The sequence below is a fragment of the Streptomyces sp. AC512_CC834 genome (assembly GCF_019049325.1).
Classification (GTDB): domain Bacteria; phylum Actinomycetota; class Actinomycetes; order Streptomycetales; family Streptomycetaceae; genus Streptomyces.
In genome coordinates this window covers 114,827-129,256 of record NZ_JAGMUO010000051.1, presented here as the reverse complement: position 1 = coordinate 129,256, position 14,430 = coordinate 114,827, and the positions used below count along the sequence as shown (strand labels likewise).

Genomic DNA, 14,430 nt, shown 5'->3' with positions numbered 1-14,430 from the left:
CACTTGGGCAGGGTGGCGGCGCGCAGGGAGCTGCGGTTCTTGGGGGTGGGGGTGGGGGCGGGGGCGGGGGTCAGGGTTGTGTTGCTCATGCGTTGGCCCCCGAGTACTCCTTGCGGCGGGCGATGATCATGCGGGCACCGCCGTTGACCAGCAGGGTGATGACGAACAGGACGAGGCCGGAGGCGATCAGCGCGTCGCGGCCCATCGGGGTGGCCTCGTTGAACTTGCTGGCGATGTTCTGGGCGAAGGTGCCGCCGCCCGGGTCCAGCAGACTCGGAGTGATGTCGAAGGTCGGGGAGAGCACCATGGCCACGGCCATCGTCTCGCCGAGCGCGCGCCCGAGGCCGAGCATCGAGGCGGAGATGACGCCGGAGCGGCCGAAGGGGATCACCGATATCCGGATGACCTCCCAGCGCGTGGCGCCGAGGGCCAGCGCGGCCTCCTCGTGCATGCGCGGGACCTGCCGGAAGACCTCACGGCTGACGTTGGTGATGATCGGCAGGATCATGATCGCGAGCAGGATGCCCACGGTGAACAGCGAGCGCCCCGCGCCGCCGTTCCACTCGAAGATCCCGGTCCAGCCGAGGTACTGGTCCAGCCAGCCGTAGAGACCGTTCAGGTGCGGCACGAGGACGAGGGCGCCCCACAGGCCGTAGACGATCGAGGGCACGGCGGCGAGCAGGTCGATCACGTAGCCGATCAGACCGCCCAGCCTGCGCGGCGCGTAGTGCGTGATGAACAGCGCGATGCCGACCGAGATCGGGACGGCGATGGCCATGGCGATGATCGACGACACGACGGTGCCGTAGGCCAGGACCGCGATGCCGAACTCCGACGGGTCGCCGGTCGGGTTCCATTCGAAGCTGGTGAAGAAGTTCGCCTCGTCCTCGCTGATGGCGAGCCAGGCGCGATAGGTGAGGAAGGCCGCGATGGCGGCCATGATGACCAGCACGAGGATGCCGGACCCGCGGGAGAGCCCGACGAAGATCCGGTCACCGGGGCGGGTGACGCCGCGGGTGGCGCGCTGGTCTCCGGTCGTGGGCGGCTGGGGCGTGGGGGAGGAGGGGGCTGGCTTCTGGGTGTCCGTGGTGATGTCCATCGGGTTCTCCGGTCTGCGGAGCCGTCGTGGCCGACGGCTCGGGCGGAGCCCCGGTCGCGGGACTCCTGGCGGCGGTGCACCGGACGGTGCGGTCCGGCCCCCGGGCGGGGGACGCTGTCGGTCCCGTGCGGGGACGCTGTCCTCCCGCACTCGGGGACCGGACCGCACTCGGGTCAGCTCAGGCCCGAGATGGTCTCGCGGACCTTGGTGATGATCTCGGCGGGCATCGGGGCGTAGCCGGCGTCCGCCAGCAGGCCCTGGCCGTCCTCCGAGGCCATGTAGTTCAGGAAGGACTTGGTGGCGGGCAGGCTGTCCGCCTTGTTGCCCTTGTCGCAGACGATCTCGTACGTCACCAGGACGAGCGGGTAGGCGCCGTCGGCGTCCGGGGTGTAGTCCAGCTCGAGGGCGAGGTCCTTGCCGGTGCCGATGACCTTCGCCGCGCCGATGGCGGCGGTGGCGTTCTCGACGGTGGCCTTGACCGGCTCGGCGGCCGCGGTCTTGACGTCGACGGTGTTGATGCCGTCCTTGGCGTAGGACAGCTCGAAGTACGAGATGGCGCCGGGCGTCCCCTTCACCTGCCCGGCCAGACCGGAGGAGCCCGACGCGGACTGGCCGCCCTTGGCCTCCCAGGACTTGCCGCCCTCGTACTTCCAGTCGTCGGGCGCGGCGGCCTTCAGGTACTTGGTGAAGTTGTCCGTGGTGCCGGACTCGTCCGAGCGGTGGAAGGCCTGGATCTTCAGGTCGGGCAGCTTGGCGTCGGGGTTGAGCTTCGCGATCGCCTCGTCGTTCCAGTTGGTGATCTTGCTGTCGAAGATCTTGGCGATCGTCGGGGCGTCCAGGACGAGCGAGTCGACGCCCGTGACGTTGAAGCCGACCGCGATCGGGCCGCCGACCATCGGCAGGTCGATGGCCTGGCCGTCGGTGCAGACCTCCTTCGAGGCCTCGATCTCCTCGGGCTTGAGCGCGGAGTCCGAACCGGCGAACGCGGTCTGGCCCTGGGTGAACGCCGTGATGCCCGCGCCGGAGCCGGTCGGGTTGTAGTTGATCTGCACGTCGTTGCACGCCGCGACGTACTGCTTGACCCAGGCGTCGATCGCGTTCTTCTGGGCGGAGGAGCCGGAGGCCTGGAGCTGGCCCTTGGCGTCGTCGCACTTGATGTTGCTGTTGGCGGCGGCGGCGCTGGAGTCGCCGCCGCTGCCGCCGCTGGTGTCGTCGGAGCCGCACGCCGTGAGGGCCAGGGCGCCGGAGACGGCGAGAGCACCGAGAGCGAGGGCCCGCCGGTTCATGCGCTGAAGCTTCACTTGAGGGAGTTCCTTCCAGGAGCCGCCGACCTGAATGCGGCGGCGTGCGAGGAGTGGTAAGGCCGAAATTAGGCAGATCAGATGAAGGCGCCGAAGGGCATAAATGAACGGGGGGTGAACCCCTGTGGACGGTGCGGTGAGGTCACGGAACGCTTACGTCAAGGACACGGAGTGATTCCGGGCTCTCCGGGCTCTTCGGGCTCTCCGGGCTCTCCGGGTGCCCCGGGTGCCCCGGGCCGGCGGGTCGCGAGGAGGGCGTCGACCAGCTCCTCGTCGCGCTTCTGGGTCAGCCGGTCCCGGGCAGCGGCGGGGGAGAGCCACAGGAGCCGGGACACCTCCCTGTTCGGCACGAACGTGCCGCCGGCCGCGGCCTCCGCCGCCCAGTAACGGACTTCCTTGGGGCGTCCGTCGACCCGGTAGCGGACGGTGGGCAGCTCAGGGCCCAGCTCGCACGTCATCCCCGTCTCTTCCAGGACTTCGCGCAGCGCGCCTTCGCGGGCACCCTCGTTGTGCTTCAGCTTGCCTTTCGGGTGGGACCAGTCCGCCCACTTCGGCCGATACACCAATGCGAGCTCGATGCCGTCGCCGGAGGGCGAGCGTCGCCACAGCAGGCAGCCTGCCGCGCGGATGACGGTGGTGTCGGTGGTGCCGGTGCTGTCGGTGCTGTCGTCGACGGGGCCCACGGTGCGCTCACGCTTCCAGTCGTCCTGCGGCACTTGCTACGGCAGCCTGATCGGTGCCTTGCGCCAACTGTGCTGGAACGCGTACCTCGCCGCCTCCACCTCATGCCGCTGGTCGGCGTGGAGCACGCCCAGCGCGTACGCCGTCGCCGGGGCGATGCGCGGCGTCCGGGCGGCCTGGGCGGCGGCCGCGGCGGCCTCCGAGGCGTCGCGGTGGCGGTTCAGGGCCTCACCGGCGGCCAGGAGTCGTACGTCCGTCGACTCTTCGGCGCTCCCGGCGTCCTCGCCGGTCAGCGCTTCCAGGGCGTAGCGGTGCAGGCGCAGCAGCAGGCGGACCTGGTGCCACGGGGCATCCTGGGGGTGCGGGGCCGGGTCCGGGGAGAGGCCGTGGACCAGGGCTTGGGCGTTGTACGGACTGCCCGCGGCGACCAGCGGGAGGGCGGCAACGGCGTCGGTGAGGCGCTCGTGCGCGGCGTCGGCCAGCGGGCGGAGGTCGAAGGGCAGGGGCGTGGCCTCGGGGGTGGCGCCGCGGCTCGGGCGGCCGGTGACGCGCAGCGGGACCTCGCTGGCCAGTAAGGCGACCTTGTCCGCGACGGCGTGGAAGCGGCTGCTGCCCAGTGCCTGGAGGGCCGTGGAGTGTGCCCGGGTGCGGGCCAGGGTCAGTTGCCGGTCGAGCAGCGCGCCCGCCTTGGCCGCGCCCACGGTGAGGTTGCCGCGGTCCGGGGTCGCCGGGTGGGCGGCGGCGGGCGTACCGGCGGACGTACCGGTGGGCATGGTGGCGGGCACGGTGGCGGTGGCCCGGCCCACCGGTCGCGGGGCCGGCAGCGCCGACGGACCGGACAGCCGGTGCAGGGCCTGGAGCAGGCGTTCCAGGCGGGCCGCGTACGCGTGCTCCATCGCCAGCGTGCCGGACAGCCAGGCCAGCTCGGGGCGCATGCCCTCCGCCCAGTCGGTGTCCAGCAACGGCTGGAAGGTGTGCAGGGTGCCGCTGATGCGGCGGGCCGCACGGCGCAGGGCACGGGCCGCGTCCACGTTGTCCGCGAGCGAGGCCGCCCGCCCCGCGACGGCCGTGCCGTTCGCACCCGCCGCCCCGGTCCCCGCCCCCGATTCCCGATGCCGGCGCAGGGCGCGCAGGAACTCCGTCGCCTGGGCACGGAGGTAGGCCGCGAGCGCGTTGGAGTCCACGTCGGCGGCCGGATCGGTGGCGGTGGCTGGGCCGGTGGCGGTGCCGGTGTCAGGGCTCGGGCCGGTGGCGGTGGCCGGGGCGGTGCCGCCGAGCGGGTTGGCGCCGGTGCTCGGGGCCGGGCCGGTGTTTGGACCCGGGTCGACGTCAAGGCCGGGGCTGGTGTTCGGACCGGGGCCGGTTTCAAGGCCCCGGCCGGTGCCAGGGCGCAGGCCGGTGTCAGGGTCCGGGCGGGCGTCAGGGCGCGGACCGGTAGCGGTGGCCGGGCCGGTGGCGGTGGCCGGGGCGGTGCCGCCGAGCGGGTTGGCGCCGGTGTTCGGACCCGGATCGACGTCATGGCCCCGGCGGGTGTCTGGGCGCAGGCCGGTGTCAGGGTCCGGGCGGGCGTCAGGGCGCGGGCCGGTAGCGGTGGCCGGGCCGGTGGCGGTGGCCGGGGCGGTGCCGCCGAGCGGGTTGGCGCCGGTGTTCGGACCCGGATCGACGTCATGGCCCCGGCGGGTGTCAGGGGCCGGGCGAGAGTCAGGGCGCGGGCCCGTGTCCCGGTTCGTGCCGGTGTTTCTGTTCGCGCTCGCGGGTGCCGGTGGTGGTCCGGCGCTCGCGGAGGCCGGCGGTGCGGCGCTCGCGGAGGCCGGCTGTGCCGTGCTCGCGGGTGCTGGTGGTCCGGCGGTCGCCGTGGGGTCCGTCGGATCAAGGTGTCGCTGTGCCACGCCGGCGCCTCCGGGCGTCTATGAGCATCTCCTGGATGTTGCGCAGTGGCTGGCCGTCCGCGTCGGTCGCGTGCCGGGTCCACTCGCCGTCCGGGCCGAGGTGCCAGGACGCGGTGCCGTCGGACATGCCGTTCTCGAGGAGCCGGTTCAGGGCCGCCCGGTGGGCCGGGTCGGTGACCCGGACCAGGGCCTCTATCCGGCGGTCGAGGTTGCGGTGCATCATGTCGGCGCTGCCGAACCAGACCTCGGGCTCACCGCCGTTGCCGAAGGCGAAGACCCGCGAGTGCTCGAGGAAGCGGCCGAGGACGGAGCGGACCCGGATGTTCTCCGACAGGCCCGTCACGCCGGGGCGCAGCGCGCAGATGCCGCGCACCCACACGTCGACCGGGACGCCGGCCTGGGACGCGCGGTAGCAGGCGTCGACCACGGCCTCGTCGACCATCGAGTTGACCTTGATGCGGATGTAGGCGGGGCGTCCCGCGCGGTGGTGCTGGATCTCCTTGTGGATCCGGGAGACCAGGCCGTCGCGCAGCGACTTGGGCGCGACGAGGAGACGGCGGTAGGTCTCGCGCCGGGAGTAGCCGGAGAGGCGGTTGAACAGGTCGGAGAGGTCCGCGCCGACCTGCGGGTCCGCGGTGAGCAGGCCCAGGTCCTCGTAGAGGCGGGCCGTCTTCGGGTGGTAGTTGCCGGTGCCGACGTGGCTGTAGCGGCGCAGCGTCTCGCCCTCCTGCCGTACGACGAGGGAGAGCTTGCAGTGGGTCTTCAGGCCGACCAGCCCGTAGACGACGTGGCAGCCGGACTCCTCCAGCTTGCGGGCCCACCTGATGTTGGCGGACTCGTCGAAGCGGGCCTTGATCTCGACCAGGACGAGGACCTGCTTGCCGGACTCGGCCGCCTCGATGAGCGCGTCGACTATGGGGGAGTCGCCGGACGTCCGGTACAGCGTCTGCTTGATCGCGAGGACGTCCGGGTCGGTGGCCGCCTGCTCCAGGAACGCCTGTACGGAGGTGGAGAAGGAGTCGTACGGGTGGTGCAGCAGGACGTCCTTGCCGCGCAGCGCGGCGAAGATGTCCGGCGCGGACGCGGACTCCACCTCGGCGAGGTCGCGGTGGGTGCCGGCGACGAACTTCGGGTACTTCAGCTCGGGCCGGTCGAGGCTGTGGATGCGGAAGAGGCCGGTGAGGTCCAGGGGGCCGGGCAGGGGATACACCTCCGCTTCGCCGATCTTCAGCTCGCGCACCAGGAGGTCCAGGACCTCGCGGTCCACCGATTCCTCCACCTCCAGGCGGACGGGCGGGCCCAGCCGCCGCCGCATGAGTTCCTTCTCCAGGGCCTGGAGGAGGTTCTCCGCGTCGTCCTCCTCCACCTCGAGGTCCTCGTTGCGGGTGAGGCGGAAGGTGTGGTGCTCCAGGACCTCCATGCCCGGGAACAGCTCCTCCAGGTGGGCGGCGATGACGTCCTCGATGGGGACGTAGCGGCCCGGGGAGGCCTCCAGGAAGCGGGAGAGCAGCGGGGGGACCTTGACGCGGGCGAAGTGGCGGTGGCCCGTGACGGGGTTGCGGACGACGACCGCGAGGTTCAGCGAGAGACCCGAGATGTACGGGAAGGGGTGGGCCGGGTCGACCGCGAGGGGCGTGAGGACCGGGAAGATCTGGTGCCGGAAGAGGGTGAACAGGCGGGCCTGCTCCTTCTCGGCCAGTTCGTTCCAGCGGACCAGGTGGATGCCCTCGTCGGCGAGGGCCGGGGCGACGTCCTCGTGGAAGCAGGCGGCGTGCCGGGCCATCAGCTCGCGCGAGCGGGCCCAGATCATGTCCAGCACCTCGCGGGGCTGGAGGCCGGAGGCGGAGCGGGTGGCGACGCCGGTCGCGATGCGGCGCTTGAGGCCGGCGACGCGGACCATGAAGAACTCGTCCAGGTTGCTGGCGAAGATCGCGAGGAAGTTGGCCCGCTCCAGGAGGGGCGTGTTCGGATCCTCGGCGAGTTCGAGCACCCGTTCGTTGAAGGCGAGCCAACTGCGTTCGCGGTCCAGGAAGCGGCCCTGCGGGAGCCGGGCGCCGCCGGCCTGGGACTCCTCCGACTCCTCGTACGCGTCCAGGTCGGCGTCGATGTCCGGCTCCAGGTCGGAGACCGTGGCGGCCACGGTGTGCGAGCGGTGCGCGGCGATGGAGCCCACGGAGGGCTGCGTGTGCTGGACCTCTGCCTGGCTGTTCGGCTGCCTCATGAACCCATTCTTCCGCGCCGCGCCCGAGACAGGCGCGTCGGAGGGCCCGGAAGACTCAGGCTCGGTCGGCTTCATTCGGTGAGCGTCGCAAGGCTGTCTGAATCGATGGTTACGGGGACATGACGTGCGGGATAGCGGCAGGCCTCCGAAAGCCCCGCGCACAGTCCCCCGCGCAGTCCCCCGCGAGGGTCCCCGAGATCGTGAGGCTCAGGTCTCCGTGCGGTACATCAGGTCCGTCTCGTGGGTGACGAACCCGAGGCGCTCGTAGACGGACACCGCGGCCTTGTTGTCGGCGTCGACGTACAGCATCGCCGTGGGCAGCCCCCGCCCCTCCAGGTGCCGCAGGCCGATGGTGGTCAGGGCCTTGCCGAGGCCGCCGCCCTGGGTGTCGGGGCGGATGCCGAGGACGTACACCTCGCCGAGGCGCTCCTCGGCGTGCTCCTTGGTCCAGTGGAAGCCGATCAGCTCGCCGTCGCGCTCGGCGAGGAAGAACCCCGCCGGGTCGAACCACGGCTCGGCCTCGCGGTCGTCGAGGTCGCGCTGCGTGAGCGAGCCCTGCTCGGGGTGGTGGGCGAAGGCGGCCGCGTTCACGGCGAGCCAGGCCGCGTCGTCCTGCCCGGGCACGAAGGTACGCACCCGCACGCCCTCGGGCAGCCGCGGTTCCGGCAGGTCGAGCCCGGCCAACGGGCGCCGCATCTGCCGCAGTTCGCGAAAGAGCGCAAGACCGAGCACCTGCGCGAGATGCCGGGCGGCGGAGTGGCCGCCGTGCGCCCAGACCCGCAGCCGCTTGCCGGTGGCGGCGAGCAGCGCGGCGCCCAGGGCCCGTCCGTGCCCCTGCCCCCGGTGCGAGGGATGGACGACGAGTTCGGCGGCCGGCGGCTCGACCGGGTCGGTGTCCTCAAGCTGGGCGTAGCCGACGAGTTCACTGCCGTCGACGGTGAGCAGGAGATGCGCGATGCCCTCCCGCGCGGGGCCGCGCAGTTGCAGCCGGCCCTGCTCGGACACGGCGTGCTGCCCGTCGTTCCGGGCCGCCTCGGTGAGCAGGGCGAGGACGGCGTCGGTCTGCTCCGGGGTGAGTTCGGCGAGGGTCTCGATCGAGCGGGGGCGGCCGGGCCGCACGGTGTCGTCGCTGGTCATGCGTACGAGGGTAAGGGGCGGGCGGAGCAAAGCGGCGGCAGCGGACGAGGAGGAAGACGAGGACGCGGACGAGGGCGCGGACGAGGGCGCGGTGAGGGCGCGGTGAGGACGAAGCCAAACCAGGATGTAACCCGGAAGCCCTGTCGCGCTACGCGCGTTGACTCTAGGCTCATGCGCCGACGAGCCGTCTCCTCAGCGGCTCGCGTCCACGCACACCCACAGGGGGGCGCATGCCAGCCACAGCACAGTCGCACCAGCCGCGCCGCAGACGTCGTACGCACCGTCTCCTCTTCGCCGCCGCCACGGTCGTCACCGCGGGTGCGCTCGCGGCGGCGGCGCTGCCGGCGTCGGCGAACGCGGGCGGGAACAACAGGGGCCACGGCGGTCACGGCCACGGCGGTCACGGCGGCCATGGTCACGGACATGGCCGCTACCAGGACGTCCAGTTGCTCTCCTTCAACGACCTGCACGGCAACCTGGAACCGCCGGCGGGCTCCGCCGGCCGGGTCACCGAGGTCCAGCCGGACGGCACGACGAAGACGATCGACGCGGGCGGCGTGGAGTACCTCGCGACCCACCTGCGCGAGGCCCGCAAGGGCAACCGCTACTCCATCACCGCGGCAGGCGGCGACATGGTCGGCGCGTCTCCCCTCCTCTCGGGCCTCTTCCACGACGAGCCGACCGTCGAGGCGCTGAACAAGCTCGACCTGGACGTGACGAGCGTCGGCAACCACGAGTTCGACGAGGGCGCCAGGGAACTGGCCCGCCTCCAGAACGGCGGCTGCCACCCCACCGAGGGCTGCTACACGGACAAGGAGTTCAAGGGCGCCGACTACCCGTACCTGGCGGCGAACGTCCTGGACGAGAAGACGAAGAAGCCCATCCTCAAGCCGTACTGGGTGTGGAAGCAGAGGGGCGTGAAGGTCGGCTTCATCGGCGTGACGCTGGAGGGCACCCCGGACATCGTCTCGGCGGAGGGCGTGAAGGGCCTGGAGTTCAAGGACGAGGTCGAGACGATCAACAAGTACGCCAAGGAGCTGCGGCGCCAGGGCGTGAAGTCGATCGTCGCGCTCATCCACGAGGGCGGCTTCCCCGCCTCGTCCTCCTACAACTACGACTGCGACTCCCCGGGCGCCGGCGACGGCGTCTCCGGTCCGATCGTCGACATCGCCAAGAACATCACGCCGCAGGTCGACGCGCTGGTCACCGGCCACACCCACAACGCGTACGTCTGCACCATCCCCGACCCGGCGGGCAACCCGCGCATGGTCACCTCGGCCTCGTCGTTCGGCCGCCTGTACACGGACACGACGCTGACGTACGACCGTCGCACGGGGGACATCGCCCGTACGTCGGTGAAGTCGGCGAACCACGTGGTGACGCGGGACGTCCCGAAGGCGCCGGACATGACGCGGCTGATCGACAAGTGGAGCACCCTGGCCGCCCCGATCGGCAACCGCGCCATCGGCTACGTCTCCGCCGACATCAACCGCGACGGCACCGAGTCCCCGCTCGGCGACCTGATCGCCGACGCGCAGCTCGCGTACGGCAGGACCCAGGACCCGGAGACCGACCTGGCCCTGATGAACCCGGGCGGCATCCGCGCCCCGCTGACCTACACGGCCACCGGCGCCGAGGGCGACGGTGTCGTCACCTACGCCGAGGGCTTCACGGTCCAGCCCTTCGCCAACACGGTGAATCTCAAGGACTACACGGGCGCCGAGCTGATCCAGGTCCTCAAGGAACAGGTGAGCGGCCCGAACGAGGCGGCCCCGAAGATCCTCCAGATCTCTGCCGGCCTCACCTACACCCTGGACCTGACCAAGTCCGGCGCGGACCGCGTCCTCACGGACTCCGTCCGCCTGAACGGCGCCCCCATCGACCCGTCCGCCACCTACCGCGTCGCGTCCAACAGCTTCCTCGCGGGCGGCGGCGACGGCTTCACGACCCTGGGCGAGGGCACGAACGAACTGGTCGGCGGTGACGACCTGGCGGCGTTCGAGCAGTACCTGACGGCCAACTCGTCGGCGACCGACCCGATCACGCCCCCGGCGGCGGACCGGATCACGGTCGTGCAGTAGCCGACAGCAGGCCCCAGGAAGGGGCCCGGTACCCGATAGGCCGTACGAGCCCTGTGGGTGCCGGCTCCTTCCTTCCTGCGCCGTTTCAGGTTCGCTTGGGGCCGGTGATCGTCTCTCCGATCACAAAGCCCGTGGCGGGGCCCTTCGGGATGTCGACATCGGTTCCGTAGGGGACCCGCACGACGCCCAGCCAGTCGGCCTTGTCGGGCCGAGGCTCGGTCAGGACGGTGACGGTGCCCTGCGCGTCGTAGTCGTCGATGATCACGTACACGGGAATGCCGGCGCGGGCGTATTCACGGCGCTTCCTGACCCGGTCGCGGTCCTCGTGGCGCTTTCCGGGCGAGACCACCTCGACCACCAGTCGCACCGCCGCCGCATCGACACCGAGCCCGTCCTCGTCCGCGTACGGTTCCAGGTCCTCCGGCGCGACGAAGACATCGGGGATCCATCCCCTGCGCCGGAAGATGACATTGGCGTCCTGGTACGCCGAGTACTCGCCCTCTCCCAGGAACCGCACCAGTGCGTTGCGCAGCCGGTTGGCGATCTGGGCATGGGACAGGCGGCCGGTGGGCGACACCTCGATGGCTCCCTCGATGATCTCGACGCGGTAGCCCTCCGGGAGTTCCACGGCCTTCCATGCCTGCCACACGACCTCGTCAAGGCCGGGCCCGTTCTCGGTACCCGTCTCCGGCCCGGTCGTGGTCCTGATCTCAGACATGGTCTCGGGCCTCTCGTGTGTAAGAGCGGTCATGGTGACGTCACCTCCTCAAGTGTGGGCTGAGCGTGCTCGGGGCACAAGCAATGTGATCACGGTAAGTACCGGGATATGTCTGACCTGGTGAAACAGCTCCTCCTCACTCGATCGTGTGAGGAGGGGAGAGGTGCGCCGATGTCAGAGGGCCACGAGGTCGATGACGTTGACGACGACGTGGCGACTGGACACGACGTAAGTGATGAAGCCGTTCCGGATCCCTGCCGACCGGTTATCGTCCCGGTTGCTGACCGCCGGTGGGCCGAACGGGTTGGCGATCAGCAGCTTCTCCAGATCGTCCAGTGACGTCCGCTGGGGCGCCGGTAACGCCGCCTTGCGCTCCGACGCCCGGTCCACGTACCGGATGACGTAGGAACTCACCGGCGCCTGCCCGCACCCGTGTCGAGGCGGCGGCCGTCCGCGTCGCGGAACACCAGGCCTTCGGTGTCGTCCTCCGTCATCCGCTTGACGGTCTGCTCGACCTCGTCGAGGTAGCCCGGCGTGGCGCAGGCGCAGGCGAAGGGGAACCACTTGTCGATCACGGCGTCCAGTGCCGAGTGGTCGAAGTCGGCGGCCGCGCTCAGCCACTCCTGTTCGAACGCCTGCAGCCAGTCGGGGCGCCGTTGCAGGGCCGCCCGAATCGCCTCACCGGCCACCCGCCTCGACCCGTGCACCGGCCTTCCGGTCGTCGAGCACGGCCCTGGCTCCGGCGAGCACCTGCTCACCCGAGTCCAACTGGGCTTCCTCGATGTCGTCGGCGAGCCGGGACAGAAGGCTGTCGTCGCTGTCGGTGCTCAAGAAGCAGGGTTTGCCTTCGGGGGTGGTCCAGGGGAGGAGGTGGGGGCGGGTGAACGGGTTCTGGCGTTCTCGTCGGTGGTCGTCGACGACCTGGACACGGCCGGGTCGGTCACCGTCGCCACCATGATCCGCGACGGATAGGGAGACGCGGCCACCTGCCACGCCCTGTACTGCGCGCTGCCACGCCTCGAGTTCACGGTTGTGCCCATTCTCCTCACGGACCGTGAGGACGCCTACCCGCCCGGCGTCGCCACCGTCGACATCGACGCCCCCGGCATGCTCGGCTACCACTGACCTCCGTCTGCCGTCGCCGTCTCCGGTGGCGGCACCGGCGCCCCCGGCAGCCGTATGGTCGCCGTTGTTCCGTCGCCACCGTCCCCGGCCGGAGTCAGGCTCACGGTGCCGCCCGCCTGCTGCACCGTCCGGGCCACGATCGACAGGCCGAGGCCCGAGCCGGGGAGGGCACGGGCGCCGGGGGAGCGCCAGAAGCGGTCGAAGACGTGGGGGAGTTCGTCGGCGGGGATGCCGGGGCCGTGGTCGCGGACGGTGAGGACGCCGTCGGTGAGGCGTACGTCGACGGTGCCGGAGTCGGGGCTGAACTTCACCGCGTTGTCCAGGATGTTGACCACCGCGCGTTCCAGGGACGCCGGTTCCGCCCGTACGTACCAGGGGTGGACGTCCGCGGTGATCGTCAGCTCGGGGCCGCGCAGGCGGGCGCGGCGCAGGGCGGACTCGACGACGTCGTGCCAGGCGAGGATGCGGGTGCGGCCCTCGTGCTGGCCGGTGTCGGGGCGGGAGAGTTCCTGGAGGTCGCCGATCAGGGCGGCAAGTTCCGTCATCTGGGCCTTGACCGAGGCGAGGAGCGCCTTGCGGTCGGCCTCCGGGATCGGGCGGCCGGTCTCCTCGCTGCGGGTGAGGAGTTCGATGTTGGTGCGCAGCGAGGTCAGGGGGGTGCGCAGTTCGTGGCCCGCGTCGGCGATGAGCTGCTGTTGCAGGTCGCGGGAGCTGGCCAGGGACGAGGTCATGCTGTTGAAGGAGCGGGAGAGGCGGGCGATCTCGTCGTCGCTGTCGTCCTCGACGGGGATGCGGACGGTGAGGTCCTCGGTGCGGGCCACGTGTTCGACGGCCTGGGTGAGTTCGTCGACGGGGCGCAGTGCCGTGCGGGCCACCCAGAGGCCGGCGGCCCCCGCGCCCACGACCCCGGCGCCCGCGACGAAGAGCAGCACCAGCGCGAGGTTGTTGAGTGAGCTGTTCACCTCGCTCAGCGGACGCGCGGCGGAGACCGCCACGCCCTGCAGGTCGGGCACGCTGTAGGTGAAGACGCGGTACTGGGTGCCGTCGGAGCCGGTGGCGTCGTGCAGCGCGTTCGCGGACGTGCCCTCGGCCACGGCGCGGTCGGCGTCCGTGAGCGGGATCTCCTCCGTGCCGATGATGAGGCAGTTCGAGTTCTGCCGGGCCACGAGCTGCACGGACGAGCCGTAGGGGTTCTGTTCGTGCGTGACGGGGTCGTGGACGCACAGGCCGGTGCGCAGGTTGACGTACTCGCTCACCTGCGCCCGGTCCATGCGGTTCGCCTTCAGGGCCTCGTCCAGGGAACTCACCAGCACGCTCTTCACCACGAACCAGCACGCCACCGCCGCCGCCGCCACCGCGAACGCCACCGCCGCCGCGACCAGCAGCGACAGCCGCGCCCGGATGGGCAGTGCCCGGACGCGGCGGGCGAGGCTGCTCACTCCGCGCCGCCCTGCCGCAGGACGTAGCCGACGCCGCGGACGGTGTGGACCAGGCGCGGTTCGCCGCCCGCCTCGGTCTTGCGGCGCAGGTACATGACGTACACGTCGAGGGAGTTCGACGACGGCTCGAAGTCGAAGCCCCAGACCGCCTTGAGGATCTGCTCCCGGGTGAGGACCTGGCGCGGGTGCGCCATGAACATCTCCAGGAGGGTGAACTCCGTGCGGGTCAGCTCCACCGGCCGCCCGCCCCGCCGGACCTCCCGCGTCGACAGGTCCATGGACAGGTCGGCGAAGGACAGTACGTCGTTGTCCTCGGCGGCGGCCAGGGCGGCCGGCGCGTAGGAGCTGCGGCGCAGCAGCGCGCGGATGCGGGCGAACAGCTCGTCCAGCTCGAAGGGCTTGACCAGGTAGTCGTCGGCGCCGGCGTCCAGGCCGGTCACCCGGTCGCCGACCGTGTCGCGGGCCGTCAGCATCAGGATCGGGGTCAGGTCGCCCGCGCCGCGGATGCGACGGGCGGCGGTGAGGCCGTCCATGCGGGGCATCTGGATGTCGAGGACCACGAGGTCGGGCCGGTACGCCGCCGCCTTCTCCAGCGCGTCGGCGCCGTCGACGGCGACCTCGGTGTCGTATCCCTCGAAGGCGAGGCTGCGCTGGAGGGCCTCGCGGACCGCCGGCTCGTCGTCGACGATCAGGATGCGCTGGACGTCACGGTCGCGGTCGCCGTCTGCGGGGCTCATGG

At 71.5% G+C, this 14,430-nt stretch carries 13 protein-coding genes; 1 reads left to right on the top strand and 12 read right to left on the bottom strand.

Annotated elements, in window-relative coordinates; genetic code table 11:
• Nucleotides 1-85: 85 nt before the first annotated feature.
• From pstC to mshD, 6 genes are all read right to left on the bottom strand, one after another.
• Nucleotides 86-1,099, bottom strand: a complete 1,014-nt coding sequence (gene pstC / locus KUM40_RS19650) for a phosphate ABC transporter permease subunit PstC (RefSeq protein ID WP_217167298.1) — start codon at nucleotides 1,097-1,099, stop codon at nucleotides 86-88.
• A gap of 173 nt (nucleotides 1,100-1,272) precedes the next feature.
• The gene (gene pstS, locus KUM40_RS19645) at nucleotides 1,273-2,400 is read right to left on the bottom strand and encodes a phosphate ABC transporter substrate-binding protein PstS (protein WP_217167297.1); all 1,128 of its coding nucleotides are present in this window, start codon (nucleotides 2,398-2,400) and stop codon (nucleotides 1,273-1,275) included.
• Nucleotides 2,401-2,558: 158 nt separating this feature from the next.
• The gene (locus KUM40_RS19640; RefSeq protein WP_217167310.1) at nucleotides 2,559-3,083 is read right to left on the bottom strand and encodes an NUDIX hydrolase; all 525 of its coding nucleotides are present in this window, start codon (nucleotides 3,081-3,083) and stop codon (nucleotides 2,559-2,561) included.
• 36 nt (nucleotides 3,084-3,119) lie between these two features.
• Entirely contained in the window at nucleotides 3,120-4,265 is a 1,146-nt protein-coding gene (locus KUM40_RS19635) for a CHAD domain-containing protein (protein WP_217167309.1), read from the bottom strand.
• A gap of 685 nt (nucleotides 4,266-4,950) precedes the next feature.
• Entirely contained in the window at nucleotides 4,951-7,191 is a 2,241-nt protein-coding gene (locus tag KUM40_RS19630; protein ID WP_217167296.1) for an RNA degradosome polyphosphate kinase, read from the bottom strand.
• A 207-nt stretch (nucleotides 7,192-7,398) separates the two neighbouring features.
• A complete protein-coding gene (gene mshD / locus KUM40_RS19625) occupies nucleotides 7,399-8,328 on the bottom strand; it encodes a mycothiol synthase (RefSeq protein WP_217167295.1) in 930 nt (309 codons plus the stop codon).
• 230 nt (nucleotides 8,329-8,558) lie between these two features.
• Here mshD and KUM40_RS19620 point away from each other — a divergent pair, with 230 nt between their 5' ends.
• Nucleotides 8,559-10,409, top strand: a complete 1,851-nt coding sequence (locus KUM40_RS19620) for a bifunctional UDP-sugar hydrolase/5'-nucleotidase (protein ID WP_217167294.1) — start codon at nucleotides 8,559-8,561, stop codon at nucleotides 10,407-10,409.
• An 85-nt stretch (nucleotides 10,410-10,494) separates the two neighbouring features.
• Here the strand turns inward: KUM40_RS19620 and KUM40_RS19615 are convergent, their stop codons facing one another.
• From KUM40_RS19615 to KUM40_RS19585, 6 genes are all read right to left on the bottom strand, one after another.
• The gene (locus KUM40_RS19615; protein ID WP_254395332.1) at nucleotides 10,495-11,127 is read right to left on the bottom strand and encodes a Uma2 family endonuclease; all 633 of its coding nucleotides are present in this window, start codon (nucleotides 11,125-11,127) and stop codon (nucleotides 10,495-10,497) included.
• Nucleotides 11,128-11,301: 174 nt separating this feature from the next.
• Nucleotides 11,302-11,541 (bottom strand): hypothetical protein, encoded by a 240-nt coding sequence (locus KUM40_RS19610; protein WP_217167292.1) that lies wholly within the window; start codon nucleotides 11,539-11,541, stop codon nucleotides 11,302-11,304.
• Nucleotides 11,538-11,834 carry a DUF6247 family protein gene (locus tag KUM40_RS19605; protein ID WP_217167291.1) on the bottom strand — a complete coding sequence of 99 codons (297 nt, stop codon included), beginning with the start codon at nucleotides 11,832-11,834 and terminating at the stop codon, nucleotides 11,538-11,540. The genes KUM40_RS19610 and KUM40_RS19605 overlap by 4 nt, the downstream gene beginning before the upstream one ends.
• A complete protein-coding gene (locus tag KUM40_RS19600) occupies nucleotides 11,806-11,958 on the bottom strand; it encodes a hypothetical protein (protein WP_217167311.1) in 153 nt (50 codons plus the stop codon). The genes KUM40_RS19605 and KUM40_RS19600 overlap by 29 nt, the downstream gene beginning before the upstream one ends.
• Nucleotides 11,959-12,242: 284 nt before the next feature.
• The gene (locus tag KUM40_RS19590; protein WP_217167290.1) at nucleotides 12,243-13,691 is read right to left on the bottom strand and encodes a cell wall metabolism sensor histidine kinase WalK; all 1,449 of its coding nucleotides are present in this window, start codon (nucleotides 13,689-13,691) and stop codon (nucleotides 12,243-12,245) included.
• Nucleotides 13,688-14,428, bottom strand: a complete 741-nt coding sequence (locus tag KUM40_RS19585; RefSeq protein ID WP_217167289.1) for a response regulator transcription factor — start codon at nucleotides 14,426-14,428, stop codon at nucleotides 13,688-13,690. Before KUM40_RS19585 ends, KUM40_RS19590 begins: the two co-directional genes overlap by 4 nt.
• Nucleotides 14,429-14,430 lie beyond the last annotated feature (2 nt).